Consider the following 23,310-nt stretch of genomic DNA (forward strand, 5'->3'; position numbering starts at 1 on the left):
GGCGCCGGGCGCCACGGCCGCGCGCGCCAGCGCCAGCCGCACGAGTTCCCCGCCGGAAAGGCCGGCGCCGCCCTCGCCCAGACCGCCCTCGGGCATCGCCCCGGCCACCGTCTCCAGATGGGCAAACCGCAGCGCCTGGGCCACCGCTTCTCGGGTGGCACCGGGGCGCTGCAAGGCCACGTTGTCGCGCACCGTGCCGGCAAACACGTGGGGCCGCTGCCCGATCCAGGCCATGCCCTCGCGCAGGCCAGGTGCGTGTTCGTCCGTCATCGGCACACCACCGACGCGCACCTCGCCCGCCGTCAGCGGCAGCAGGCCGGCCAGTGCCGCCAGCAACGTGGTCTTGCCCGCACCGCTGGGGCCCACCAGGGCCACATGCTCGCCGGCGCGCACCTGCAGGCTGGCGCCGCGGAACACCACCGCTCCGTCGCCATAGGCCAGCGTCGCGTTGAGCACCTCCACATCGGGAGGCAGCGGGCGCGCACCGCTGGACGCCGAAGCGGCAGGCGCCAGAGCGCCGGGCAAGGCCAGGCCGGGCTGCGCCAGTTGCGCGAGCGAGGCCAGCGCGGCCTCGCCAGCGGCGCGGTCGTGCCAAGCGGCAGCCAGATCGCGCAGGGGTTCAAAAAACGCGGGCGCTAGCATCAGGATGAACAAGCCCTCGCCCAGGCTCAGGCGTGCGCCCCAGGCACCCCCCGGAATCTGGCCGAGCAGGTGAAAACCCACATACACCGCCACCAGCGCCACCGCCAGCGCCGAAAACAGCTCCAGCGAGGCCGACGAAAGGAAAGCGATGCGCAGCACGCGCAGGGTGCGCACCCGCAGCAATTCGGCCGCCGCGCGCAGGCGCAGCGCGGTCGCGTCGACCGCGCCCAGCGAACGCAGCGTGGACAGGCCACGCAGGCGATCGAGCAGCAGCCCGTTCATCTGGCCCAGCGCCACCATCTGCGCTTCGCTCGCGGCCTGGGCGCGCCAGCCGATGATCGCCATGAACAGCGGGATCAGGGGCATCGCCAGCACCAGGATCAGCGCCGCCACCCACGAGAACCAGGCCACCAGCCCCGCGATGACCAGCGGCACCCACCGCACCCGCCAGCGCGCCGGCTGGAAACGCACCAGCCAGGTCACGACCGCCTCGGCCTGCTCACCAAGCACGCTGGCCGCCAGGCCCGAGGCGGGCCGGTTCCGGTCCAGTGGCGACCGGCTCGCGAGCGCCCGCACGGCCTCGGCCCGCAGCCCATGGACAAAATCGCGCGCCTGGTCGAACACCCGGCGCGCGCCCCAGGCCTCCAGCGTGGCACGCACCAGCCCCAGCAACAGCAGGCCCAGCGCCGGCCCCCACACGGCATCCAGCGCACCGCCATCGGCCAGCCGCTGCACCGCCAGCGCGAGCAAGGCCGCCTGCGGTACCCACAGCAAAGCGGCAGCACCCTGGGCAGAAGCACCCGGCCCCATGGCAGGCGCCTCGGGTTGCGGGAGGGGAAGAGGATCGGAGACCAAAGAACGGCTTTCTGTGAAAGGCAGCAGGCGCAGGGGGGCGGAGAAGAACGGGAAGGGGCCGGCACCATCGCGCCCGCACACGCACTCCCGGGGGGGGATGCGGCGGGGTGAGTGGTCAGCAGGCAGTAGGGGGCGCGCGGCTCGGATGGGATAGCGCGACCACCTTGGTGCGCCCAGGCCCGGCCTTGTACGGCGGACACCCCTCGGCGCCAGCGACAGCCATCCGCCACGCCAAGGCCGGCGGTGGCACGGTGGCGGGCGAGTCCTGCTGGAGGCGGCAGTAGGTGCAGAGGTCCGTAGCGAACTGGTGGGGTCCGGCATCCCCCGGGCCCAGGGTGTCCAGAGCCACCTGCCGGACACCCGGACTCTCGCAAACATCCACCCACACCGTGGCGGCGCGGGCCGGCAGCAGTGCCGCCAGCAGCGGCATGGCCATCCCCCAGATTACAGCCAGCAGCGTGAGCTGGATTACCCGGCGGCGATAGCGGCCCATGATCAGCACGGCATGCCTCCCTCGCCGCGAAACAACACACGCCCCCGCCGTCCGGGAACGGGCCGGGCGGCAGGCATCAACCGCTGTGAGCAATAAGAGGAAAAATTGGGCATCCGAATTTTCAATAATTTCTGAAAATTGAGGAAATTATGGATCTGGAAACGGGCACTGACCATCCCCCTTCATCGGCTGGGGTTTTGACGCAGCGAGCTGTCGCGCCCGAGTCACACGACCGGCATTGACAAGCATCAAGCCCCCTCCATCCGCCATCGCACGCCGGGGCTCGGTAGTCCATGCAGGTCACCGCCCGTTTCGGCACCGGCGGCGGTCTAGACACTTGACAGATGTCAAAGACCGCAGCCTGCCTGGTGCCCGTGGGTTCTTACCGCCTGTTTGATCCGCATCAAAGGCTGCCTAAAATTCAGGAAACTCTGAAAATCCCAAAAGCCCACCGCATGACCTCGACCATTGAAGCCTTCGTCGTTCACTTCGGTGAAATGGGCAGTCGCTGGGGCATCAATCGCACGGTGGGGCAGATCTACGCCCTGCTCTTCGTCTCGGAAACGCCCCTGAACGCCGACGAGATCGGGATGACGCTGGGCATTTCGCGCTCCAACGTGAGCATGGGCCTCAAGGAGCTCGAAGCCTGGCAACTGGTCACACTGTCACGCAAGACCGGTGACCGCCGGGAGTACTACACCACCCTGGGGAGCGTGTGGGACATCTTCAAGGCGGTGGCCGCGGAGCGCCGTCGCCGCGAGGTCGAGCCCACGCTGAGCATGTTGCGCCAGGCCCTGTTGAGCAAACCGTCTGGCAGCGAGGACCGCTACGCTCTGGAACGCATGCAGGAGATGTACCAGCTTGCCGAACAGGCCAACAACTGGTTCGACGAGTTGCAGCGCCTGTCGCCGGAATCCCTGCAGCAGCTCATGAACCTTGGCAGCAAGGTCCAGAAATTCCTGGTCGTGAAGGAGCGCACTCGGAAGGCGTTGCGGGGCCCGCGTGCCTGAGAACTGGCGAACCGGGCGCCGGCTGCATCGGCGCATAGCTAGGCTGCTTCTGTGGGCCATGATCCTGGGCGCCCTGGCTCCGGCCATCTCCCAAGCCCGCGCAGCGCAGCGGGGTATCGACTGGGTTGACATCTGCACGGATCAGGGTGTCCTGCGCGTCGCCTTACCCGCCGACGACGGCACGCCCACAGCCCCCAAGGCAGCACTCAACGAGCATTGTGGTTATTGCATACTGCAGCACCACACGCCGGTCCTGCCGTCGGCCGCCGCGTTGCTGCCGTTGGCCGGCGCGTTGAATGACCGGGTTCGCGTGGGTGGCGGCCACACCACCGGCTTCAAACGCCTCGAGCGCAAAGCGAATCCCCCACGGGCACCGCCCCGCGCCAGACCTTCTCCCTGAGTCCTGCTTGAGGCCGTCCCACCAGACATGGGATGGGCCTCGCGTCGTCCGTGAACCATTCGGGTCCACGGTCTGGGGTGCTGCGCCATCGCGGCCACGCCCCTGCCCTTTTCATTTTTAGGAGAAACGTATGGACATGCTTGGCATGTACCCGACGTTCTACGTCCCGGCCGTGGGTACGGCCTGGGTTATGGGCATCATCGGCGTGATACACGTCGTGGCGTCCCACACGTCGGTCGGCGCATCGTTTCTGTTTGCGCTGCTGGAAACCAAAGCCTATCGGGAGAACAAGCCGGAGCTGATGAGCTTCATCAAGAAGTACGGCATGTTCCTCCTGGTCTTCTCATACATCATCGGCTCCATCACCGGGCCAGGCATCTGGTACGCCATCACGGTGGCCAGCCCACGCGGCGTGGGGGGCCTGATCCACAACTTCGTCTGGGTCTGGGCGGCCGAGTGGGTCTACTTCACCGTGGAGGTAATCGGCGTCTATGCACTGGTCTACCTGATCGGCAAGGTGGATCCCAAGACGCACCTGAAGCTGACCTGGTCGTTTGCTCTGGCTTCATGGGCCACGATGCTGCTGATCGTCGGCATCCTGTCCTTCATGATGTGGCCGGGCCACGAGAACTGGTACCTCACTGGCTCGACCAACGACGCCTTCTACAACCTCAACTTCTTCGCGCACCTGGGCACGCGCACGGGCTCCATGTTCGTGATGGCTGCGGTCGTGGGCCTCATGGTGGCCAGCCGTATGCAGGATGCGTCGCTGCGCGCCAGCGTGGCCCGCTTCATCGCCCCGGTGGGACTTGTCGGTGGCCTGTTCGCGGTGATGATGTTCCTGTACTACCTGCAGACGCTGCCGAACAACGCCATCGTCATGCTCAACACCCACCTTCTGCCGGTCTATGCCCAGGGCATGGTCGCGGTTTTTGTGGTGTCGACGCTGTGGCTGCTGCTGGCCTGGTGGAAACCGCACCACATCCACACCTCGCTGGCGGTAGCGTTGTTCGCCTTCATTGCGGTGGTGGGCGTCTGGCCCGAAGAGCGCATGCGTGAATCCATGCGCAAGCCGTACGTGGCCGGCCAATACATCTACGGCAACCAAGTGATCGCACGCGACGTACCAGGCAAGGGCATCGAAGGCGAGGTAGACAAGATCGCGGAAAACGGCCTGCTCAAGCTGCACCCGTTCATCCCCGATCGACTGCGAACCGTGACCGACAGCAACCGCCTGGAAGTGGGACGCACGCTGGCGAAGATCGCCTGCGCCAACTGCCATGCGCTGGAATCCGGCGCCCCGCTGCGCAACATCCCGGACAAGTTCCATGGTGCCACGGACGAAGACCTGATCGCCGCGTTCCTGAACGGCCCGCTCAAGCACGGCACCCAGCCCTACATGCCCCGCATCGACCTCCCCGAAGCCGAGGTTCAGGCCATCGCCCACTTCATCGCCACGGTGAACAAGGGCGTGGACATCGACGCGGTTATTGCCGAACAACGCACCTCCGTCGTGGACGCCAGAAAGGACTGACCATGGATATCGGAATCGTCATGAACACCATGCGTGACCCCGCTGGGGTACCCGCGCATCCGGTGCTGTTTCAAGCATTGATGGTCTTCACCTGGGTCTTTCATATCGCCTTTGTGCACCTGACCCTGGGCGCAGCCGGCCTATCGATTTACGCCTTCCACAAACGAGCAGAAAACCCGAATTGGGAAAGGCTGTCCATAGCCATGACCAAGGTGGCCAAGGTAGGCGTGTCGTTGCTGATCGTGTTGGGGGTGGCACCTTTGTTGTTCACACAGGTGATCTACGACCCGCAGTGGTACGCATCCAACGTGCTCTCAGGGCGCTGGACCATCGCATTCATCTTTACGTTGATCGTCGCGTACTGCGCCTGGTTCGTCTTCTACTATGCCAACCACGAAGGCGCGAAGCGGCACATCGGTCTGTACGCTTGGGTAGCACTAGGACTGTTCTGCCTCGACGGTCTGATCATGCATGCACTCTCCTACCAGGCCCTGCTGCCTGACGAATGGATGCGGTGGTATGCGCCCGACGGCATGCTCGACACACGAGGTGCAGCGCTGCACGCCATCCAGTGGCCACGCTACCTGTTCATCATGAGCCTGTCGGTGCCCGCAGTCGGTGTCTATCTGATCGCCTATGCCCACTACTTTGCCGTTCGCGAAGACCGCGAACCGGCCTACCGCTCGTTTGCCGTTGCCCTCGGTCGCCAGATCGCCAGTTGGGGGTTTGTACTGTCGGTCATTCCGTTGCTAGCTTGGCAATTCGCCCACCCAATCGGCTCTGGCCTGTCTCGTCACCCCATCGGCTGGCTCCTGGTGGCAACCGTGCTCGCGCTGGCGGTCTGGGTCCGCCGCTTTCCCCAACGCACCCATGGCTATGCGCCGTTGTCGGCCGGATTGGGGTTACTGGCCCTGTTGGCGGTCTGGCGGGAAGTGATCCGCGTGCAATTGCTGCGCCCTTTCGGCTACGACATCACGAGCTACACGGTTCATGCCGACTGGCCCTCCACCGCGCTGTTTTTTGCCACTCTGCTGGGTGTGGGGGGGCTCGTCGGCGGGTTCTACCTCACGCTGCTGTACCGCTCGGGCCGCGTGCAAGGGATCTACAACGCCGAACCCGGCGTCGCCCGACTCGGCAGCGCCGCCGTCGGCATTCTGGGCCTCTGGATCGCCGTGTTCTTCATCTACGGCATCTGGATCTGGGTCCGCAACAGCTTTCTCTGAATCAGGAGTCCCTACATGACATCAACCACAAACACCGCAATCGCCCTTCTTCTGGTCCTGCTGGTCAGCACCGCTTCCCCAGCCAGGGCGCAATTCAGCGGGGTGGCGACCGACATGGGCGCCGGGCAGAAACGGGCTGCGGTCTGCTTTGCCTGCCACAACGCGAACGGCATCTCGAAAATACCCGGTACTCCACATCTGGCCGGCCAGGAACGCGCTTACCTGGAAGCTGCCTTGCACGCCTACAAGGCAGGCACACGACAGAACCCGACCATGAATGCCATGGCTCAACCCCTGTCGGAGGCCGACATCCGCAACATCGCTGCGTACTACAGCCTGCTGAGCCGGACCCCGGCTCGCTGAGGACTCCTGCGCACGCGCCTTTCGGGGCAGGTGCGCAGGGTCTGAGTCAGGCTCAGGAAACAGCCCGGGTGGTCGCCTCCGCAACGACCGGCGCAGCCACCTGGGGACGCCGTGCGTAGCGCTGGGCCAGCAAGGCGCACACCATCAGCTGCATCTGGTGAAACAGCATCACCGGCAACAGGATCGCGCCCACCTGCGGCGCGGCGAACAGCACCTTGGCCATGGGCGCGCCGCTGGCCAGACTCTTCTTCGAGCCGCAGAACACGATGGTGATTTCATCTTCCGTCGAGAACCCGCGGCGGCGAGCGACCCAGGTGGTCACCGACAGCACCACCGTCAGCAACAGCGCACAGATGAACAGCAGCGCCAGCAGGGTGACGAGCGAGACGTTCCGCCACAGGCCCTCGATCACGGCCGCGCTGAAGGCGGTGTAGACCACCAGCACGATGGAGCCCTGGTCCACCAGCTTGAGCATGGTCGCGTGGCGCTTGACGAAACCGCCGATCCAGGGTCGCAGCAGATGGCCCGCCACGAAAGGGGCGAGCAGTTGCAGGAAGATGCGGCCAATGGAGTCGAGCGAAGCGCCCGCGTTGCCGCCCGGCACCACCACCAGATTGACCAGCAGCGGGGTGATGAACACGCCCAGCAGCGTCGAGGCTGAGGCGCTGCACACGGCCGCCGGGATGTTGCCACGCGCCATGGACGTGAGTGCGATCGACGACTGCACGGTGGACGGCAGCACGCACAGGTACAACACGCCCACGAACAGGCCGGCCGGCAGCAGCGGCGAAAGCACCGGTTGCAGCGCCAGGCCCAGCAGCGGGAACAGCACGAACGTGGACGCAAGCACCAGCAGGTGCAGCCGCCAATGCGTGATGCCGGCCAGCACCGCCTCGCGCGAAAGCCGCGCGCCGTGCAGGAAGAACAGCAGCGTGATGGCGGCGGTGGTCAGGCCATCGAACACACGGGCCATGACGCCGCTGACCGGCAGAACGCTGGCCAGCACCACCATGCCCACCAGGGTGAGGGTGAAGTTGTCGGGGAGGAATCTTGAACGTGCCATGCCGCGATTGGACGCCAGGTTGCTACCAAAGTGAAATGGATTAATCTGATAAATTCATGATTCAGAATCATGAAAATCAGCCTCCGCCAGTTGCGCGTCTTCCTTGCCGTTGCCAGCGAGCGCAGCTTCAGCCGCGCCGGCGACCGCATCGGCCTGACCCAGCCCGCCGTCAGCCGCGCCATCCACGAGCTGGAAGCGCAGATGGGCCTGCGCCTGCTCGACCGCAGCACCCGCGAGGTGGCGCTGACCGAGGCCGGGCAGTCCCTCGCGGGGCGCCTGCCACGGGTGCTGGACGAACTGGACCAGGCCCTGGTCGACGTGCGCGAACTGGGCCAGACCCGGCGCGGGCGGGTGCGTGTGGCCAGCAGCCCCACCATCTCCGCCCATCTCATGCCCGCGTGCATCGCGGCCTGCGCGCAGCGCGAGCCCGACATCGAGCTGATGCTGCTGGACCGCATCCAGCAGGACGTGCTGAGCAGCGTGCGCGCGGGCGAAGTGGATTTCGGCGTCGTCATCGAACCGCTGGCGCCCGACGACCTGCACGGCGAAACCATCCTGCACGACCCCTTTGTGGCCGTGCTGCCGGCCGGCCACCCGCTCGCGGCGCGGCGGCAGTTGCGCTGGCAGGCGCTCGATGGCGTGCCGCTGGTGCTTCTCGACCACGCCTCCGGCAGCCGGCGCCTGATCGATCGCGCCCTGGCCGAACACGGCGCCCGAGGGCACGTGGTCCAGGAGGTGGGGCACCCCACCACGGTGTTCAGCATGGTCGAAGCCGGCCTGGGGCTGAGCGTGATGCCGGCACTCGCGATGCCGCCGCCAACGACCCCGGCCGGGATCGTTGCGCGGCCGCTGACGCCCCGCATCCAGCGCGAAATCGTGATGGTGCACCGGCGCCAGCACTCGCTTTCGCCCCTGGCCACGCGGGTGTGGGCCCTGATTCGCGAAATGGCGGCTCTGCGAAGCCCGGCCAACGGCTGAGAGACCCGCTGCTATGGGCAGGCAAGGCAAGCCAAGCCTGGCGGGTGCCCGCACCGACCGACCGTCTCCGCGGAGCGATTTCCGGTCAGCCGCCCCCCAGGGGCCCACGGCAACCTCGGGACAGGCGGCCGATCAGAGGTGAATGCCGCCGGACGCCTCGATGCGCTGGCCGTTCACCCAGCCCAGATCGGGGGACAGCAGCGCCGCCATCACATGGCCAATGTCGTCGGGCAGGCCCACGCGGCCCAGCGCCGTCTGGGAAGCAATCAGGCCGTTGATCTGGGCGTTGTCGCGCACCGCGCCACCGCCGAAGTCGGTGGCAATGGCGCCCGGCGCGATGGTGTTCACCGCGATGCGGCGCGGCCCCAATTCCAGCGCGAGATAGCGTGTGAACACCTCGATGCCGCCCTTCATCGCCGCGTAGGCGGCATAGCCCGGCAGGGAAAAGCGCGCCAGACCGGAAGAGACGTTCAGAATGCGCCCTCCGTCGGCGATCAGCGGCAACAGCGCCTGCGTGAGGAAAAACGTGCCCTTCAGATGCACGCGCACCATGTCGTCGAACTGGGCTTCGGTGGTGGCGGCAATGGCGACGTTGATCCCGGTGCCGGCGTTGTTGAGCAGGTAATCGAACTGTTCGCTCTGCCAGTGGCGGCCCAAGGCGCTGCGCACCGCTTCGGCGAAAGCCGGAAAGCCGGCGCTGTCGCCCACATCGAGGGGCAGCGCCACGGCCTGCGCGCCCAGCGCCTGCAGCTCGCGCAACAGCGATTCGGCTTCGGCAGCCTGCTGCCGGTAGGTCACGATCAGGTCGGTGCCGCGGGCGGCGAGTTTCAGGGCGGCGTTGCGGCCCAGCCCGCGGCTGGCGCCGGTGACGAGGGCAATCGGACGGGTGGTCATGGGGTTCCTTTCACAGCCAAAACAAGTCAGAACCCGCAGTCTATTGAAGGCAATAAATCCCATAAACCCCTATTCGATGCCATGACTGTGCATCAAAAAAGCACAATAGACCCATGAAAGACCTCACCGAATCGCTGCGCATCTTCGTGCGTGTGGCCGAGCTGGCCAGCTTCAGCGCAGCGGCCGACCAGTTGGGGCTGCCCCGCACCACCGTGTCGGCGGCCGTGCGTGCCGCCGAAACCGAACTGGGCACCCGGCTGCTGCACCGCACCACCCGCCGGGTGCAGCTGACCCAGGACGGGCAGGCGGCCTACGAGCGGGCGCAGGACCTGCTGGCCGACCTGGACGACCTGCGCGCGCTGTTTCAGGCCGAGCCCGCGACGCTGCGCGGCCGCCTGCGCGTGGACATGCCTCAGCCGATCGCGCACGACCTCGTGCTGCCGGCCCTGCCCGCCTTCCTGCGCGCACACCCGGGGCTGGAGATCGAACTGTCGTCGGTCGACCGGCGTGTCGATCTGGTGCGCGAAGGCTTCGACTGCGTGCTGCGTGTGGGCCGCATGAGCGACTCCAGCCTGGTCGCCCGTCCGATCGGCCACTACCGCATGGTCAATGTGGCCAGCCCCGCCTACCTCGAAGAGCGGGGCCTGCCGACCACCCTGGCCGATCTGGGCCAGCACCAGTTGGTGCACTACGTGCCCAACCTCGGCGCACGCACCGGCGGTTTCGAGTATGGGGATGTGGAGGGCAAACTGCACACCCTGCCCATGGCCGGCGCGCTCACCGTCAACACCACCGCCGCTTATGCCGCCGCGGCCCTGGCCGGGTTGGGCATCATCCAGGTGCCCGAAGCGGGCGTGCGCGCCCACCTGCAGTCAGGTCGCCTGATCGAGATCCTGCCCACCTGGCGCGCGGCGCCCATGCCGGTGTCCATCGTGTACGCGCACCGGCGGCAGTTGCCCCGGCGCGTGCAGGTGTTCATGCACTGGCTCGCCGACCTGATGGCGCCCCGGCTGCAAAGCTGACACAGCCAGCCGCCACCGCGCAGGCGTGCACTGAGCCTCAGCCGCGCAGCAAAGCGCCACGTGCGTGGACCGCATCGTCGAGCGCGCCCACCAGCGTGTCGCAGGCCGCATCGTCAAAGGGCAGCGACAGGGCGATGAAGCCGCGGAAGGCCAGGTAGACGCCACGTTCCAGCAGGTCGAAAAACAGCAGCTCGCGCAGGGCGTGGTTCGCGCCCGCCAGATCGGCAGGCCGGCGCACCGGCCCCGGCAGGCCGTGCAGGTTCATGACCGAGCCCACACCGGCGAAGTGCGCGGGCACATCGGCCGTGGCCAGCACGGCATTCAGGCGCTCGCGCAAGCGGTCGCCGCGTTGGTTCAGGTCGTTCAGCGCCTGCGGCGTGAGCACCTGCTCCAGCCCGGCCAGCCCTGCGGCCATCGACAGCACGTTGTTGTTGAAGGTGCCGGCGTGCCCCAGTGCCCCGGGCTGGCGCGGATCGAAACGCGCCATGAGCTCGGCCCGCCCGCCAAATGCCCCGAACGACAGCCCCCCGCCGAAATACTTGCCCAGCAGGGTGAGGTCGGGCGTGAGCCCCAGCACCGCCTGCAGCCCGCCCGGTGACAGGCGCGAGGTCTGGATTTCGTCGAGGATGAACACGGCACCGCACCGGGCGGCCAGGGCGCGCAGACCGTGCAGGAAGTCGGGATCGCCGGGAATACAGCCGCCCGCGCCCAGCACCGGTTCAACGACGATCGCTGCCAGTTCGGGGCCATGGGCTTCTACCAGCGCGGCCACGGCCGGCAGGTCGTTGTAGGGCGCGACCACATACGGGTGCGGCAGATTGATCGGCGAGCCCCCGCCACCAAAGCTCAGCACGCCGCCGTGGTACGCGCCGTCGAACACCAGCACCTTCCGGCGGCCGGTGTGCACCTGGGCCAGGGCGATGGCCAGCATGCTCGCTTCGGTGCCCGAATTGGTGAAGCGCATGAGCGCCATCGAGGGGAAACGCCGGTGGATCTCGGCCGCCAGGTCCGCCTCACGGCGGGTGTGCGACGAGAGCGTCAGGCCATCGGCCAGCGCCCCGGTGATGGCCTGCCGGATCACCGGATTCGAATGCCCGTAGAGCCCGGCGGTGAACTCGCCCAGCGCGTCGATATAGCCATGCCCGTCGGCATCCCAGAGCCGGCAGCCCTCGCCGCGCACCATGGTCAGCGGAAACGGCGGAAAGAACAGCACGCTGCGCGTATTGCCCCCGGGCAGGTGGGCAGCCGCGCCAGCCAATTGCCGTTCGCTGGCAGGGTTGCGCGCGCGGTAGCGGGCACGGGCGTCTTCCAGGGCGTTGGCGAGATTCATGGCGGCTCCTTGGGCGCTTTCAGAAGGTTCCTGTACAGTGTACAGGACCATGCAGAAACACATGCCCCCTTCCGGCAAAGGCACTGGCACCCATACCGATGGCCTGTCGCGCGATGCCGTGCTGAACGCCGCGCTCGCCCTGATCGACCGCAAGGGTGTGAACGCCTTCAGCGTGCGCGACCTGGCCCGCGAACTGGGCGTCTACCCCACCGCCCTGTACTGGCACGTGCCGGGCCGCAACGCGCTGATCGCCGGTGCCGTGGCCCTGGCCCTGCGCGACCTCACGCCGCGCCGCACGCCGCCGGACTGGCAGGCCGGCGTGCGCGATCTGCTGCGCCGCTACCGCCAGGCGGTGCGCGCGCATCCGCACATTGCCCCGGTGCTGGGTGCGCAACTGGTGTCCAACGAAAGCATGCCGCCCGAGCTGATGGAGCACATCCTGGCGCTGCTGGTGCGCGCCGGTTTCGAAGGCGCACCTCTGCGCCACGCCTACAACACGCTGATCGCCGCGATGGTGGGCTTTGTCACACTGGAACTCGCCCCCCTGCCCGACGAAGACGCCGACGCCTGGGCCGATGCGCACCGCCAGCGCATGCAAGCCATCGACCCCGCCAGGCACCCGCTGCTGGCCCGCGAAATGGGGCGCCTGCGCCAGGGTGCTTTTGTGGTGCGAGCCACCAGCGGCACGCAGGCGCCGCTGGACAGCAGCTTTCGGTTCTGGACCGAAACCGTGGTGCAGGGGTTGGCGGCGATGCGCGCACCGCCGTCCGGTGGCACGTAGAATCGCGGCCCGCCTTTTTGGGCCCTACACACCATGCATTACTCCGTTTCGCACCACAAACTCAAGCTCATCCTCTCCGGCCAAGGCATCCAGACCGGCGACGCCGCCGCCATCGACCGGCTCTTCGGCGGCCGCGACGGCTACTACTGGTACGGCACCCTGCGCGACATGTGTCCCGAAGGCAAGACCCTGTCGTGGGAGAACCAGTACGCCATGGTCAACGCCATCCAGGCGCACGAAAACGCCACCGCCGCCGAAGACGAAATGCCGCCCGAAAAGCCCACCGCGGCGCACATCGCGGCCATCTCCAAGCTGCTGGCCGATCCGGTCTGACCCCGCACCGCCCGCCGCTCAGTGGCGGCCCGCGCGCAGCGTGGCCGCCGGCAGTTCGCCGAAGCGCTCGCGGTACAGCCGGGCAAAGTGCCCCAGGTGGGTGAAGCCCCAATCGGCAGCAACCGACTGCACGGTCGCCGGCGCTGTCGCCATCGACAGCTCGGCACGCACCCCTTGCAGCCGCGCTTCCCGCAGCGCCGCCATCGGCGTGCAGTCGCGGTAGGCGCGAAAAGCCTGGCTCAGCGAACGCACGCTCACCCCGGCCGCAGCGGCCAGTTCACCCAGGGTCGGCGCGTACCGCGCGTGCTCGCGGATGTACCGCTCGGCGGCCAGCACCTGCCGCGGCGCCGGCCGGTAGGCAGAGCCCGGGGCGGGGCCGTCGATCTGCTGGCGCCACTGCGTGAGCAGATGCACACCGACCATCTCTTCCAGATGCCGCCCCAGCGGCCCCTCGCCCACCGCGTCCGGCATGTGCGTGACGCACTGGCAGACATACCCCAGCAAGGCCATCCAGGGCGAGCCCGGCCCGCCGCCGATCCGGAAGCTGTGCCGCCACAGCCGCTCGTCGGCCGGGGCGCCAAACCAGCGCAGGTGCAGATCGGCCAGCGCGTCGTGCTGGAACGTGAGGTTGACCTGCAGGTGGCGTTCGTCGAAATCCACCCAGTAGCTGGCGCGCGAGTTGTCGACCACGAACGCGTCACCCAGACCCGTGTCGCTGTAGGAACGCGCACCGCTCCAGTGGCGCGCCGCACCACCGAGCGTGGTCAGCACCATGCCCATGCCGGCTTCGGGCGAAAAATCCCGGATGTTGACCGGAATACCGTATTTGAAGCGGCTGAGCGTGAAGTGGCCGATGCGGGTGGCGTCCAGCACCGAGTCGGGCCGGCGCACCGGGCCGATCGGCGTGACGCTGTAGGGCATGTAGACCTGATCGGACCACAGGCGGATGGCGTCCCAGTCGCACGACGCAACCAGGCGGTGGTGTTCGCTGGGCCGACCCTGCGCGTCCTGCACCAGCACATGGCGGATGGCATCCATGGGCTTGTTGTCTCCATCGCCGGCGTGGCGGCGCACCGGGCACGCGCCCGGTGCGTCCGCCCGCCGTGTCAGCGGTGATGGTAGACGGCGGTCTCGAATTCCACAAACCCCGGGTACGACACCGCGTCCTGGAACGGCAGGATCTGCGTCGCCCAGTAGCCGCCGACGCCGCTGTCCCGGTCGATCCAGTAGTAACAATTGGCCAGGCCGGCCCACATCAGCGACCCCGCAGACCGGCCACTGGGCGTGGCTTCGCGGTTGGTCATGAAGCTGTAGCCCCACCCCTTGTCGGTGCCGGGGAAGAACTCGCCGCTGTTGCTCAGCGACGGGATGGAGCCGGTCCAGCCGCCGACCGCCAGCCCCATCTCGGCCAGGCCGTCGCGCGCCAGCGCGGCCACCGTTTCGGGGCGCAGCACGCGGCCGTGCGCGCCCTGGCCGTCGTTGAGCACCATGCGGATGAACTTCATGTATTCACCGACCGTGCCGTACAGGCCATGGCCGCCGCAATCCATCGCTGGCGGCTGCGGCAGCACCAGGTCGGGCAGCGGCGTGAGGCGGCCGTCGGCGGCGCGGTCGTGGATGGTCACGAGGCGCTGCGCCATCGCCGGGCTCAGGGTGAAGCCGATGTCCTGCATGCCCAGCGGCGCGAACAGCCGTTCGCGCATCACCTCGCCCAGGCGCTGGCCACGCAGGCGCTCCACGATGCGGCCGACCCAGTCGATGTTCACCCCGTAGGTCCAGGCCTCCCCCGGGTCGTGCAGCAGCACCGTGCGCACGGCGTCGAAGGTGCACGACACCACGGTGGGAATGCCCAGGGCGGTGCGGTACTTCAGGTCGTCGGGGCTGAAGAATTCATAGCCCAGGCCGGAGGCGTGCAGCATCAGGTCGTTGACGGTGATGCGCCGCCTGGGGGCCCGGGTGCGCGGCGAACCGTCGGCATCGAAGCCCTCCAGCACCTGCAGGGCTTCGAGCTCCGGCGCGTAGGCACCGGCCGGGTCGTCGAGCCGGAGCTGCCCCTCTTCGACCAGTTGCATCAGGCACACCCCGGCCATGGCCTTGGTGGTGGAAAACAGCGCAAACACCGCGTCGGTGTCCATCGCAACGTCGCGGCCCAGTTCGCGCACACCGGCCGCCCCTTCGTAGAAATTGGCGTACCGGTCGGTGGCCATCGCCACCACGCCGGGTGCGCCACCGTGGCGGCCCACTGTCTGTGCAAGCACCGCATCCAATGCGGTTTTCATCTTGGCCATGGTCATGGCATGTCTCCTTCGCGCGGCTGTCGGACGGCTCGCAGCGGGCCGCGGCTCCCCGCTTCACGAGTGCGGGCCAGTCTAGGCACGCCTGCGCGCCAGCCCCATCCGGATCCGGCATGCGCCTGTCCGGATCCGGCAATCAATTCACCCGGCGGGGCAGCGCAGCGCCGCCGCACCGCGGGGAACAACACGCTGGCGCACAGCCTCTATCCTTGGCCCTTGTCTGAACACCGCCCACGGCCCCGGCCCTCTGGCGCGCATCCCCCCTCGCGACCGCATGCAGAACATGAAAAACCTCCTGCCCGACTGGGCCCACCCCTGGATCGATGTCATCACGCTGAGCCTACAGATCGCCCTGATCGTGTTCGCCGCGCTGCTGCTGCGCGCGCTGCTGAACCGCTTCATCAACCGGCTCGGCGCCGACAAGCACCTGCCGCTGGAGATGGTGGTCGGCAGCCGGCGCCTGAGCAGCGTGCTCATCTTCGGCGCGGCCCTGCTGCTGGTGCTGGACCGCCTGGGGGTTTCGGGCATGGTGCTGTGGACCGCCTTCACCGGCTTCGCCGCGGTGGCGGCAGTGGCCTTTTTTGCCGCCTGGAGCGTGCTGTCCAACATCTTCTGTGCGCTGCTGATCTACACCACACGCCCCTTCGGGCTGCACGATCACGTCGAGTTGCTGGAAAGCGGCGACAAGCCGGGCCTGGGCGGCGAGGTGATGGACATCAACCTCATCTACACCACGCTCAAGGAACTGCCGCCCGAAGGCGGCGAGCCCTCGTGGCTGCGTGTGCCCAACAGCCTTTTCTTCCAGCGCATGATGCGGTTGCGCACCACGGAGCCGGTGGTGCGCTCGCTGCTGGACTGAGGCCACCGGCCCACACCGGCAGGCATCCGGGTTTACCCGCAACCCCATCCTCCGGCAGCGCTTTGATGACTATCATCTTCAGGATGAGGGATGCGTTCAGGGGGGAATCCGGCGCATCGGCACAAAGCCACTCCGGACAGCAACGTGTTCCCGTCATTGCGCAACAGCCTTCGACTGCAGTTGGTGCTGCTGATCGGCTTGCTGGCCGTGATCAGTGCCGTCGCCTACGTGCTGCTGATGACCCGCCTGGTGCAGGCCCAGGTTGAAAAAGACCAGTTCAAGTTGCAGCGCACGCTGGCCACCCGCATGGCGTCGCACCTGAACCTGGACATGACGGCCCGCACCCAGGAACTGCGTTTCCTGGCCACCCTGGACCGCCTTCACGACCCGTCGCGATCGCCTCAGGACAAACAGGCGCTCCTGCTGAACAAGCAGGCCACACACCCGGTGCACGCGTGGATCGGCATCACCGATACCGAGGGGCGCATCGTCGCCAGCACCGAGCCCCGCATCAACGGGACCGACGTGTCCCAACGCGCCTGGTTCGTTGGCGGTCGCCAGGGTGTGTACCAAGAAGACATTCACGACGCGGTGTTGCTGGGCAAGCTGCTGCCCCGCCCCGAACGGGACGAGATGCCGCTGCGCCTGCTGGACATCGCCCTGCCCTTGCAGGATCGGGACGGCCGCTTCGTGGGCGTGCTGGCCACCCACCTCAGCCTGGACTGGACCTACCAGTTGCGCGACCAGCTCATGGACCAGCTTGATGATCCGAACCAGGAAATGCTGCTGACCAACCGCCACGGCGAGGTCATTGTCGGCAGCCCCACCCTGCCGGTGAAGTCGGCCCCCAGCCTGCTGCCGCTGTCGGTGCTGCAGCGCGCGGCCGCGGGACAGGTGGCCACGGCGGTCGAGGTCTGGCCCGACGGCCGGCGCTACCTCACGGCGGCGGCGCCCACCCTCGGGACGCCCTCAGGCCCGGGGCTGGGCTGGATCGTGCTGGTCCGGCAGGACGAGGTCAGCGCGTTTGCCGACGCCCGGTCCCTGGGCTGGACGGCGCTGGTCGGGGGCCTGCTGTCCGCGCTGGCGCTGGCGGCCGTCCTGTGGTGGGCCGTCGGCCGGCGGCTGCGCCCGATGGAGGCGCTGAGCCAGGCGGCCGCCCGCATCAACCTCCAGCATCCCCAGGTGACCCTGCCCGCCGTCGAAGGCCATGACGAGGTGGCGGTGTTCGCTCGCTCAATGACCGAGTTGGTCACCGCCCTGAGCGAAAGCCGCCAGCGTTTCCAGTCGCTGTTCGACCAGGCCCCGGTCGCCATGGCCTTTGTCGCCCCCGACGGCGCGGTGCAGTTCCTCAACGCACGCTTCACGCAGTTGCTGGGTTACGAAGCGCGCCACCTTCCGCACATCGACGCGTGGTTTCTGCGCGCCTTCCCCGAAGGCCCCACCCGCGAGACGGCGCGCACGCGCTGGCGCCAGTTGCAGCCCCGCATGGTCTCGGCGACGCCGCAATCCCCGTCCGCCATGGAATACGAACTACGCTGCTTCGACGGCAGCACCCGCATCGTCGAGGCCAGCGCCATCACCCTGCCCGACGGGATGCTCGTTTCGCTGCACGACCTGACGGACCGGCGCCAGGCCGAAGCAGGCCTGCGTCTGTGGGCCGAGGCTTTCGAACACAGCGAAGTCGGCCTGCTCATTTCCGACGTGAAGACCAACACGATCGTGGTGGCCAACCCCGCTTTTGCGCAGCAGCGCGGCTACGACACCGCGGCCCTCACTGGCCTGCCGATCCGCAGCCTGTATCCCGAAAGCGCCTGGCCCCGGCTGGAGGCGGCGCTGGCCACCGTGCACAGCCAGGACCACCTGGTGTTCGAGATCGAACACATGACGCGGGACGGCCGCATCTTCCCGGTGCTGATCGACGTGACCGTGCTGCGCGATGCCCAGGGCCAGCCGGTCCGGCGCGTGGCCTACGTGCAGGACCTGACCGACCGCGAACGTGCTGCCCAGGAGATCCGCCGCCTGAATGCCGAGCTGGAACAGCGGGTGATCGAACGCACGGCCGAACTCAGCGCCGCCAACCGCGAACTCAACAGCTTTGCCTACACCGTCAGCCACGATCTGCGCGCACCGCTGCGCACCGTCAACGGGTTCGTGCAGATCCTGCTGGAGGACTTTGCCGATCGGCTGGGTCCGCAAGGGTGTGAACACCTGCAACGCATCCAACTCGGCAGCGAACGCATGGGCAGCCTCATCGAAGGCCTGCTGGCGCTCTCGCGCCACACCAACAAACCGCTGGCGCGCGAAAGCGTCAACCTGTCGGCCATCGCCACGCGGCGGCTTGCCGAACTGGCCCAGGCCGATCCGTCGCGCCAGGTGATCGCCGACGTCACCCCCGATCTGGTGGCCGATTGCGACGCCGCTCTGGCCGAGGCCCTGCTGGTGAACCTGCTGGACAACGCCTGGAAATACAGCGCCCGCACCCCGCAGGCGACGATCGGCTTTGGCCTGGCCGAGGTGCAGGGCCTGCAAGGCTTTTGCGTCAGCGACAACGGCGCGGGCTTCGACATGGCCAAGGCGGAACACCTGTTCGAGCCCTTCCAGCGCCTGCACACCGCCAGCGAGTTCCAGGGCACCGGCGTGGGCCTGGCCACCGTGCGCCGCATCGTCGACCGGCACGGTGGCCGCATCACGGCCGAAGCGGCGCCGGGCCAGGGCGCGCGCTTCTGCTTCACGCTGCGCCCCGAGGCCTGACGGCCCCGGGGCGCAACAGCCCGGTCAGGGCTTGCGGGTGCCCACCACCTCGATTTCGACACGGCGGTTCTGGGCGCGGCCTTCGCGGGTCTGGTTGGACGCCACAGGCTGCGTTTCGCCCCGGCCTTCGGTCTTGATGCGGTCGGCCGGCACACCCTTGCTCACCAGGTAGGCCTTCACCGCCTCCACACGCCGGACCGACAGCGCCTGGTTGTAGGTCTCTGTGCCGATGGCATCGGTGTGCCCCACGGCGATGACGGTTTCAACGTCCACCTTCGCCATGTCGGCCACCAGCGTGTCCAGTGCCGTCTTGCCCGCCGGCTTGAGCACGGCCTTGTCGAAGTCGAACAGCGTCTCGGCCTGCAAGCTCAGGGCCATCACGGGTGCCGGAGCGGGCGGCGGCGGCTCGGGAGCCGGCGTGACCACCGGGGCCGGCGCCGGCGCCTGGGCCACCGGGGCGGGCGGCGGAGGCGGCTGCAAGGCCCCGTCGCAGTCCGGGTGGGCGGTGGCCGGTGTCCAGGCGCTGTTGCGCCAGCACAGCTCGTTGGTCCCGTTGCGCCAGACCTGGCCATCGGTGCTTTGCCAGTTGTCAACCGTCTGGGCGCCGGCAGCGGCGGCCAGCGAGACGGCGGCAGCCAGCAAGGCGATGCGATGGAAAGGGTGCTTGTTGTTCATGGGTGTTCCTTTTCTCTGTGCCCGTGCAGGGCGTGGTTGAAGGACTCTGGCGGGTCGGTCCTCTTCCCGGCCGAGTGAAACCCAGTCTAGGTTTTGCGCTGCGCGGGCATCATCGGCAGCCGCCGCGTGCGCTTGTAGGACAACACGCCATTGCCGCACGCACGGCGGACAGCTGGCGCCTCAGCCCAGGGCCTGCGCCACCTGCGCATACAGCGGAATGCCCAGCAACAGGTTGAGCGGAAAGGTCAGCCCCAGCGAGAGGCCGAAATACAGCGACGGGCTGGCTTCGGGGATGGCGTAACGCACCACCGCCGGCACCGCGATGTAAGACGCACTGGCCGCCAGCGTCATCAAGAGCGCGGTGTCGCCCACCGACAACCCCGCAGCCCGCGCCAGCGCCCAGGCCAGCGAGGCGTGCAGCAGCGGCGCCAGCACGCCGTAGGCCAGCAGCACCGGTGAGCGCCCGCGCAGCCCCGGCAGGTTGCGCGCGGCCATCAGGCCCATGTCGAGCAGGAAGAAGGCCAGCATGCCCTTGAACAGGTCGCCCGAGAACGGTTGCATGGCCGTGTGCCCCGCCTCGCCGGTCATCAGGCCGACCAGCATGGCGCCGATCAGCAGCAGTTGCGAACCATCGGTGAAAGACTCGTGCAGCAGCTTGCGCCAGTCCGTGGCCCCTGCCCCTGGCGGGCCCGCCAGCGCCGCTGCGCCGCCAGACACCACCACCCCGGGCGCCGGCTGGGCCTGCTGGCGCAGGCGGTTGGCCAGCACCACCGCCAGCACGATGGCAGGCGACTCCATCAGCGCCATGGCCGCCGCCATGTGGCCACCGTACGGCACGCCGATCTTGTCGAGGTGGCCGGTGGCGGTGATGAAGGTCACCGCGCTGACCGACCCGTAGGTGGCCGCCAGCGCGGCCGCGTCAAAGCCCGACACCCAGCGCCGCAGGATCGTGAACCCCAGCAAGGGCACCAGCACCGCCAGCGTGACCGCAATGCCCAGCCCCGCCGCCACCTGGGCGTTGAGACCCGATGCCGCCAGCGCAAAGCCTCCCTTGAGCCCCAGCGCCATGAGCAGGTACATCGATAGGAAGCGCGAAATGGCGGGCGGGATTTCGAGGTTGGAGCGCAGCAAGCCGGCCAGCACACCGACGACAAAAAACAGGATGGCGGGATCGATCAGGTTCTGCAGATTCACGGGGCTTTCCTTGGTTGGCTGCGGATTCTGGTGGTTCAAATGCATTTCGTAAAATCGATTCTTGTGCGACACAACATAGATAAAAATCTATGAACATCACCTTCCGCCAAATGCGCCTGTTCCTGGCGCTGGCCGACACCGGCAGCGTCAGCGCCGCCGCGCGCGCGCTGCACGTGACGCAACCGACCGCGTCCATGCAGCTGCGCGAAATCACCGAATCGGTGGGCCTGCCGCTGTACGAGGTGATCGGCCGCAAGGTCTTCCTGACCGAGGCCGGCCGGGAACTGGCGCAGACCGCACGCACCGTCGCCGGCGAGTGGGACCGCTTCGGCCAGCGGGTCAGCGCCATGAAGGGCCTGACCAGCGGGCGCCTGAGCGTGGCCGTGGTCAGCACCGCCAAGTACTTCGTGCCGCGCCTGCTGGGCGGCTTCTGCGGGCGCTACCCGAACATCGACATCGCGCTCGAAGTGCTCAACCGCGACGGCGTGGTGCAACGTCTGCGCGAGAACCGCGACGACCTCTACGTCATGTCGCAGCCCCCTGCCGACATGGACCTGGAAGACCAGGTCTTCCTCGACAACCCGCTGCACCTGATCGCGCCCGCCCACCACACGCTGGCGCAACGCCAACGTGTGACGCTCAAGGCGCTGGCGGGCGAACGCTTCATCCTGCGCGAACGCGGTTCAGGCACCCGGCTCGCGACCGATCGGCACTTCGCCGGGGCCGGCTTCGTGCCCGCGCTCACGCTCGAACTGGGCAGCAACGAGGCGCTCAAGGAAGCCGTGGCCGGCCACCTGGGTGTGGGCGTCGTCTCGCGCCACGCGCTCAAGACCGAAGAAATCGGGCGCGACCTGGTGCTGCTGCCGGTCAGCGGCTTTCCGATCCGTTCGCAATGGCACCTGGTGTATCCGCAGGCCAAACAGCTCTCGCCGATTGCCCAGGTGTTTCGCGAACACCTGCTGCGCAGCGCGGCGCAATGGGCTTTGGGGGCGGGAACGGCGCCATCGGGGTGACCGGCTTGCGCAAACTAGGACGGTTGTCCTAAACTGCGTCCATGCCACCGATCAGCACCCGAGACCGCATCGTGGAAACCGCCGACCGGCTTTTCTACGAAGCCGGCTACGAACACACCTCGTTCGGCAGCATTGCCGAAGCCGTCGGTCTCTCGCGCGGCAACTTCTACCACCACTTCAAGGCCAAGGACGACATCCTCACCGCCGTGGTGGAACGCCGCACCGAACAGACCCGCGCCATGCTCGCCGCCTGGGCGGCCGCCACGCCCGCCCCACGCGCCCGGCTGGCGCAGTTTGCGCAGATGATGCAGCGCAACAGCGCCGCCATCCGCCAGCACGGCTGCCCCGTCGGCACCCTGTGCACCGAACTGGCCAAGCTCGAACACCCGGCGCAGGCGCACGCCAACGGCCTGTTCCGGCTCTTCAGGGACTGGCTGGCCGAGCAGTTCGCCGCGCTCGGTTTTGCACCGCCCGACGCCGAGCGCCACGCCATGCACCTGCTGGCGCGCAGCCAGGGCATCGCCACCCTGGCCCAGGCCTTCGACGACCACACCTTCATCGACACCGAAGTCGCCGCGCTGCAGCAATGGCTGCGCGGCCTGCGCCCACCCCGCACCACCCCCTGACCGGCCAACGACCATGCACCTCATCGTTCTGCGCTTCACCGACCGCCGCCCCGACGCCCCGCACTGGATGGCGGCCCACAACGCCTGGCTCGACGCCGGCTTCGCCGACGGCACGTTCCTCGCGGCCGGCAGCCTGCACGACGGCACCGGCGGCTGTGTGCTGGCCGCCAGCGTGGCGGCCGACGCCATCGCCGCCCGCGTGGCGCAAGACCCCTTCGTCGCGCACGGCATCGTCACGGCCGACATCACCGGCTTCCAACCCCACCGGACCCAGCCCGGGCTCGCCGCCCCCACCCCATCACCCCAGCCATGAACACAGACGACGCGCTTCCCCGCTGCCGCTGGTGCAACGCGGCCCCCGAGTTCCCCGCCTACCACGACACCGAATGGGGTTTCCCGGTGGCGGACGACCGGCGCCTGTTCGAGAAGGTCTGCCTCGAAGCCTTCCAGTCGGGCCTGTCGTGGCGCACCATCCTGAGCAAGCGCGAGCACTTCCGCCGCGCCTTCGAAGGCTTCGACTTTCACCGCGTCGCCACCTTCGGGCCCAAAGACGTCGAGCGCCTGCTGCAAGACGAAGGCATCGTGCGCCACCGCGGCAAGATCGAAGCCGCCATTCGCAACGCCGCCGCCGCGCAGAAAGTCGTGGACGAATTCGGCTCGCTGGCCGCCTACTTCTGGCGCTTCGAACCCGACCCGGCCACGCTCGCAGCGCCACAGACTGCGTCCACCCACGCGGCTTCCGTCGCACTCGCCAAAGACCTCAAGAAACGCGGCTGGGTCTTCGTCGGCCCCACCACCGCCTACGCCTTCATGCAGGCCATGGGCCTGGTCAACGACCACGAACTGGGCTGCCACGCGCGGGCGAAGGTGGCGGCGGCGCGCCGCGCGTTCAAGGTGCCGGTGTAGCGCGCACACGTTCGACAGTCTGGTGCTCTGAATGACTGATTCGCAGCGGGAGCAGCAGGTCAGGCTCACAG

General features: G+C 68.0%; 24 protein-coding genes. 15 read left to right on the forward strand and 9 right to left on the reverse strand.

From position 1 onward, the window contains the following. Together QQK43_RS17960 and QQK43_RS23485 are read right to left on the reverse strand one after the other, a co-directional pair. Positions 1-1,452, reverse strand: a 1,452-nt coding sequence (locus QQK43_RS17960; protein WP_284308858.1) for an ATP-binding cassette domain-containing protein, incomplete at its 3' end; no start/stop codon positions are given. 160 nt (positions 1,453-1,612) lie between these two features. Then, positions 1,613-1,990, reverse strand: coding sequence for a DUF2946 family protein (locus QQK43_RS23485; RefSeq protein WP_370465308.1), 378 nt, complete (start codon positions 1,988-1,990; stop codon positions 1,613-1,615). A gap of 455 nt (positions 1,991-2,445) precedes the next feature. On the opposite strand from QQK43_RS23485, the gene QQK43_RS17965 reads away from it, so the two are divergent. The 5 genes from QQK43_RS17965 to QQK43_RS17985 all read left to right on the forward strand — a co-directional run bounded on the left by QQK43_RS17965 (position 2,446) and on the right by QQK43_RS17985 (position 6,520). After that, on the forward strand, positions 2,446-3,000 hold the full coding sequence (locus QQK43_RS17965) for a GbsR/MarR family transcriptional regulator (protein ID WP_284308859.1): 555 nt from the start codon (positions 2,446-2,448) through the stop codon (positions 2,998-3,000). Beyond that, the gene (locus QQK43_RS17970) at positions 2,993-3,400 is read left to right on the forward strand and encodes a DUF2946 domain-containing protein (protein WP_284308860.1); all 408 of its coding nucleotides are present in this window, start codon (positions 2,993-2,995) and stop codon (positions 3,398-3,400) included. Before QQK43_RS17965 ends, QQK43_RS17970 begins: the two co-directional genes overlap by 8 nt. A gap of 130 nt (positions 3,401-3,530) precedes the next feature. Further along, positions 3,531-4,934, forward strand: coding sequence for a c-type cytochrome (locus QQK43_RS17975; RefSeq protein ID WP_234263797.1), 1,404 nt, complete (start codon positions 3,531-3,533; stop codon positions 4,932-4,934). Positions 4,935-4,936: 2 nt separating this feature from the next. Beyond that, positions 4,937-6,157: a hypothetical protein gene (locus QQK43_RS17980; protein ID WP_284308861.1), complete on the forward strand. Its 1,221-nt coding sequence runs from the start codon at positions 4,937-4,939 to the stop codon at positions 6,155-6,157. Between the two features lie 15 nt (positions 6,158-6,172). Continuing rightward, the gene (locus tag QQK43_RS17985; RefSeq protein WP_284308862.1) at positions 6,173-6,520 is read left to right on the forward strand and encodes a c-type cytochrome; all 348 of its coding nucleotides are present in this window, start codon (positions 6,173-6,175) and stop codon (positions 6,518-6,520) included. Positions 6,521-6,572: 52 nt separating this feature from the next. On the opposite strand, the gene QQK43_RS17990 is transcribed toward QQK43_RS17985, so the two are convergent. Further along, the gene (locus QQK43_RS17990) at positions 6,573-7,583 is read right to left on the reverse strand and encodes a bile acid:sodium symporter family protein (protein WP_284308863.1); all 1,011 of its coding nucleotides are present in this window, start codon (positions 7,581-7,583) and stop codon (positions 6,573-6,575) included. A 69-nt stretch (positions 7,584-7,652) separates the two neighbouring features. Between QQK43_RS17990 and QQK43_RS17995 the strand changes: the two genes are divergently transcribed. Continuing rightward, positions 7,653-8,561: a LysR family transcriptional regulator gene (locus tag QQK43_RS17995; protein ID WP_284308864.1), complete on the forward strand. Its 909-nt coding sequence runs from the start codon at positions 7,653-7,655 to the stop codon at positions 8,559-8,561. 132 nt (positions 8,562-8,693) lie between these two features. Here the strand turns inward: QQK43_RS17995 and QQK43_RS18000 are convergent, their stop codons facing one another. Next, positions 8,694-9,455, reverse strand: coding sequence for an SDR family NAD(P)-dependent oxidoreductase (locus tag QQK43_RS18000; RefSeq protein ID WP_284308865.1), 762 nt, complete (start codon positions 9,453-9,455; stop codon positions 8,694-8,696). Positions 9,456-9,568: 113 nt separating this feature from the next. Between QQK43_RS18000 and QQK43_RS18005 the strand changes: the two genes are divergently transcribed. After that, a complete protein-coding gene (locus tag QQK43_RS18005; RefSeq protein WP_284308866.1) occupies positions 9,569-10,477 on the forward strand; it encodes a LysR family transcriptional regulator in 909 nt (302 codons plus the stop codon). A 37-nt stretch (positions 10,478-10,514) separates the two neighbouring features. Here QQK43_RS18005 and QQK43_RS18010 read toward each other — a convergent pair whose 3' ends face one another. Continuing rightward, on the reverse strand, positions 10,515-11,807 hold the full coding sequence (locus QQK43_RS18010) for an aspartate aminotransferase family protein (protein WP_284308867.1): 1,293 nt from the start codon (positions 11,805-11,807) through the stop codon (positions 10,515-10,517). A 61-nt stretch (positions 11,808-11,868) separates the two neighbouring features. Here QQK43_RS18010 and QQK43_RS18015 point away from each other — a divergent pair, with 61 nt between their 5' ends. Both QQK43_RS18015 and QQK43_RS18020 read left to right on the forward strand, forming a co-directional pair. Continuing rightward, a complete protein-coding gene (locus QQK43_RS18015) occupies positions 11,869-12,588 on the forward strand; it encodes a TetR/AcrR family transcriptional regulator (protein WP_284308868.1) in 720 nt (239 codons plus the stop codon). Positions 12,589-12,621: 33 nt separating this feature from the next. Next, entirely contained in the window at positions 12,622-12,921 is a 300-nt protein-coding gene (locus tag QQK43_RS18020; RefSeq protein ID WP_234263808.1) for a hypothetical protein, read from the forward strand. A gap of 18 nt (positions 12,922-12,939) precedes the next feature. Here the strand turns inward: QQK43_RS18020 and QQK43_RS18025 are convergent, their stop codons facing one another. After that, positions 12,940-13,959 carry an AraC family transcriptional regulator gene (locus QQK43_RS18025; RefSeq protein WP_284308869.1) on the reverse strand — a complete coding sequence of 340 codons (1,020 nt, stop codon included), beginning with the start codon at positions 13,957-13,959 and terminating at the stop codon, positions 12,940-12,942. A gap of 68 nt (positions 13,960-14,027) precedes the next feature. Then, positions 14,028-15,215: a serine hydrolase domain-containing protein gene (locus tag QQK43_RS18030; protein ID WP_284308870.1), complete on the reverse strand. Its 1,188-nt coding sequence runs from the start codon at positions 15,213-15,215 to the stop codon at positions 14,028-14,030. Positions 15,216-15,498: 283 nt separating this feature from the next. Between QQK43_RS18030 and QQK43_RS18035 the strand changes: the two genes are divergently transcribed. Both QQK43_RS18035 and QQK43_RS18040 read left to right on the forward strand, forming a co-directional pair. Next, on the forward strand, positions 15,499-16,074 hold the full coding sequence (locus QQK43_RS18035) for a mechanosensitive ion channel family protein (RefSeq protein WP_284308871.1): 576 nt from the start codon (positions 15,499-15,501) through the stop codon (positions 16,072-16,074). A gap of 144 nt (positions 16,075-16,218) precedes the next feature. Next, a complete protein-coding gene (locus QQK43_RS18040; RefSeq protein WP_284308872.1) occupies positions 16,219-18,825 on the forward strand; it encodes a sensor histidine kinase in 2,607 nt (868 codons plus the stop codon). Positions 18,826-18,849: 24 nt separating this feature from the next. Here QQK43_RS18040 and ompA read toward each other — a convergent pair whose 3' ends face one another. Both ompA and QQK43_RS18050 read right to left on the reverse strand, forming a co-directional pair. Continuing rightward, positions 18,850-19,500 (reverse strand): outer membrane protein OmpA, encoded by a 651-nt coding sequence (gene ompA / locus QQK43_RS18045; protein ID WP_284308873.1) that lies wholly within the window; start codon positions 19,498-19,500, stop codon positions 18,850-18,852. Between the two features lie 180 nt (positions 19,501-19,680). Beyond that, positions 19,681-20,688: a sodium-dependent bicarbonate transport family permease gene (locus QQK43_RS18050; protein ID WP_284308883.1), complete on the reverse strand. Its 1,008-nt coding sequence runs from the start codon at positions 20,686-20,688 to the stop codon at positions 19,681-19,683. A 95-nt stretch (positions 20,689-20,783) separates the two neighbouring features. On the opposite strand from QQK43_RS18050, the gene QQK43_RS18055 reads away from it, so the two are divergent. Genes QQK43_RS18055 through QQK43_RS18070 form a run of 4 tightly spaced genes read left to right on the forward strand, consistent with a single transcriptional unit; the run spans position 20,784 to position 23,239 of the window. Then, positions 20,784-21,707 carry a LysR family transcriptional regulator gene (locus QQK43_RS18055; RefSeq protein WP_284308874.1) on the forward strand — a complete coding sequence of 308 codons (924 nt, stop codon included), beginning with the start codon at positions 20,784-20,786 and terminating at the stop codon, positions 21,705-21,707. A 41-nt stretch (positions 21,708-21,748) separates the two neighbouring features. After that, positions 21,749-22,333, forward strand: a complete 585-nt coding sequence (locus QQK43_RS18060; RefSeq protein WP_234263816.1) for a TetR/AcrR family transcriptional regulator — start codon at positions 21,749-21,751, stop codon at positions 22,331-22,333. Positions 22,334-22,346: 13 nt separating this feature from the next. After that, positions 22,347-22,646 carry a YciI family protein gene (locus QQK43_RS18065; protein ID WP_284308875.1) on the forward strand — a complete coding sequence of 100 codons (300 nt, stop codon included), beginning with the start codon at positions 22,347-22,349 and terminating at the stop codon, positions 22,644-22,646. Next, a complete protein-coding gene (locus QQK43_RS18070; protein ID WP_284308876.1) occupies positions 22,643-23,239 on the forward strand; it encodes a DNA-3-methyladenine glycosylase I in 597 nt (198 codons plus the stop codon). Before QQK43_RS18065 ends, QQK43_RS18070 begins: the two co-directional genes overlap by 4 nt. Positions 23,240-23,310: the final 71 nt, after the last annotated feature.

Origin of the sequence: Hydrogenophaga electricum (assembly GCF_030160815.1) — a bacterium.
Classification (GTDB): Bacteria; Pseudomonadota; Gammaproteobacteria; order Burkholderiales; family Burkholderiaceae_C; genus Hydrogenophaga; species Hydrogenophaga electricum.

Bases quoted from the DNA above. Each gene is read 5' to 3' on its own strand.
- QQK43_RS23485 (WP_370465308.1), bottom strand. From the start codon at position 1,990: ATGGGCCGCTATCGCCGCCGGGTAATCCAGCTCACGCTGCTGGCTGTA.
- QQK43_RS17965 (WP_284308859.1), top strand. From the start codon at position 2,446: ATGACCTCGACCATTGAAGCCTTCGTCGTTCACTTCGGTGAAATGGGC.
- QQK43_RS17975 (WP_234263797.1), top strand. From the start codon at position 3,531: ATGGACATGCTTGGCATGTACCCGACGTTCTACGTCCCGGCCGTGGGT.
- QQK43_RS17980 (WP_284308861.1), top strand. From the start codon at position 4,937: ATGGATATCGGAATCGTCATGAACACCATGCGTGACCCCGCTGGGGTA.
- QQK43_RS17985 (WP_284308862.1), top strand. From the start codon at position 6,173: ATGACATCAACCACAAACACCGCAATCGCCCTTCTTCTGGTCCTGCTG.
- QQK43_RS17990 (WP_284308863.1), bottom strand. From the start codon at position 7,583: ATGGCACGTTCAAGATTCCTCCCCGACAACTTCACCCTCACCCTGGTG.
- QQK43_RS17995 (WP_284308864.1), top strand. From the start codon at position 7,653: ATGAAAATCAGCCTCCGCCAGTTGCGCGTCTTCCTTGCCGTTGCCAGC.
- QQK43_RS18000 (WP_284308865.1), bottom strand. From the start codon at position 9,455: ATGACCACCCGTCCGATTGCCCTCGTCACCGGCGCCAGCCGCGGGCTG.
- QQK43_RS18005 (WP_284308866.1), top strand. From the start codon at position 9,569: ATGAAAGACCTCACCGAATCGCTGCGCATCTTCGTGCGTGTGGCCGAG.
- QQK43_RS18010 (WP_284308867.1), bottom strand. From the start codon at position 11,807: ATGAATCTCGCCAACGCCCTGGAAGACGCCCGTGCCCGCTACCGCGCG.
- QQK43_RS18015 (WP_284308868.1), top strand. From the start codon at position 11,869: ATGCCCCCTTCCGGCAAAGGCACTGGCACCCATACCGATGGCCTGTCG.
- QQK43_RS18020 (WP_234263808.1), top strand. From the start codon at position 12,622: ATGCATTACTCCGTTTCGCACCACAAACTCAAGCTCATCCTCTCCGGC.
- QQK43_RS18025 (WP_284308869.1), bottom strand. From the start codon at position 13,959: ATGGATGCCATCCGCCATGTGCTGGTGCAGGACGCGCAGGGTCGGCCC.
- QQK43_RS18030 (WP_284308870.1), bottom strand. From the start codon at position 15,215: ATGACCATGGCCAAGATGAAAACCGCATTGGATGCGGTGCTTGCACAG.
- QQK43_RS18035 (WP_284308871.1), top strand. From the start codon at position 15,499: ATGAAAAACCTCCTGCCCGACTGGGCCCACCCCTGGATCGATGTCATC.
- ompA (WP_284308873.1), bottom strand. From the start codon at position 19,500: ATGAACAACAAGCACCCTTTCCATCGCATCGCCTTGCTGGCTGCCGCC.
- QQK43_RS18055 (WP_284308874.1), top strand. From the start codon at position 20,784: ATGAACATCACCTTCCGCCAAATGCGCCTGTTCCTGGCGCTGGCCGAC.
- QQK43_RS18060 (WP_234263816.1), top strand. From the start codon at position 21,749: ATGCCACCGATCAGCACCCGAGACCGCATCGTGGAAACCGCCGACCGG.
- QQK43_RS18065 (WP_284308875.1), top strand. From the start codon at position 22,347: ATGCACCTCATCGTTCTGCGCTTCACCGACCGCCGCCCCGACGCCCCG.
- QQK43_RS18070 (WP_284308876.1), top strand. From the start codon at position 22,643: ATGAACACAGACGACGCGCTTCCCCGCTGCCGCTGGTGCAACGCGGCC.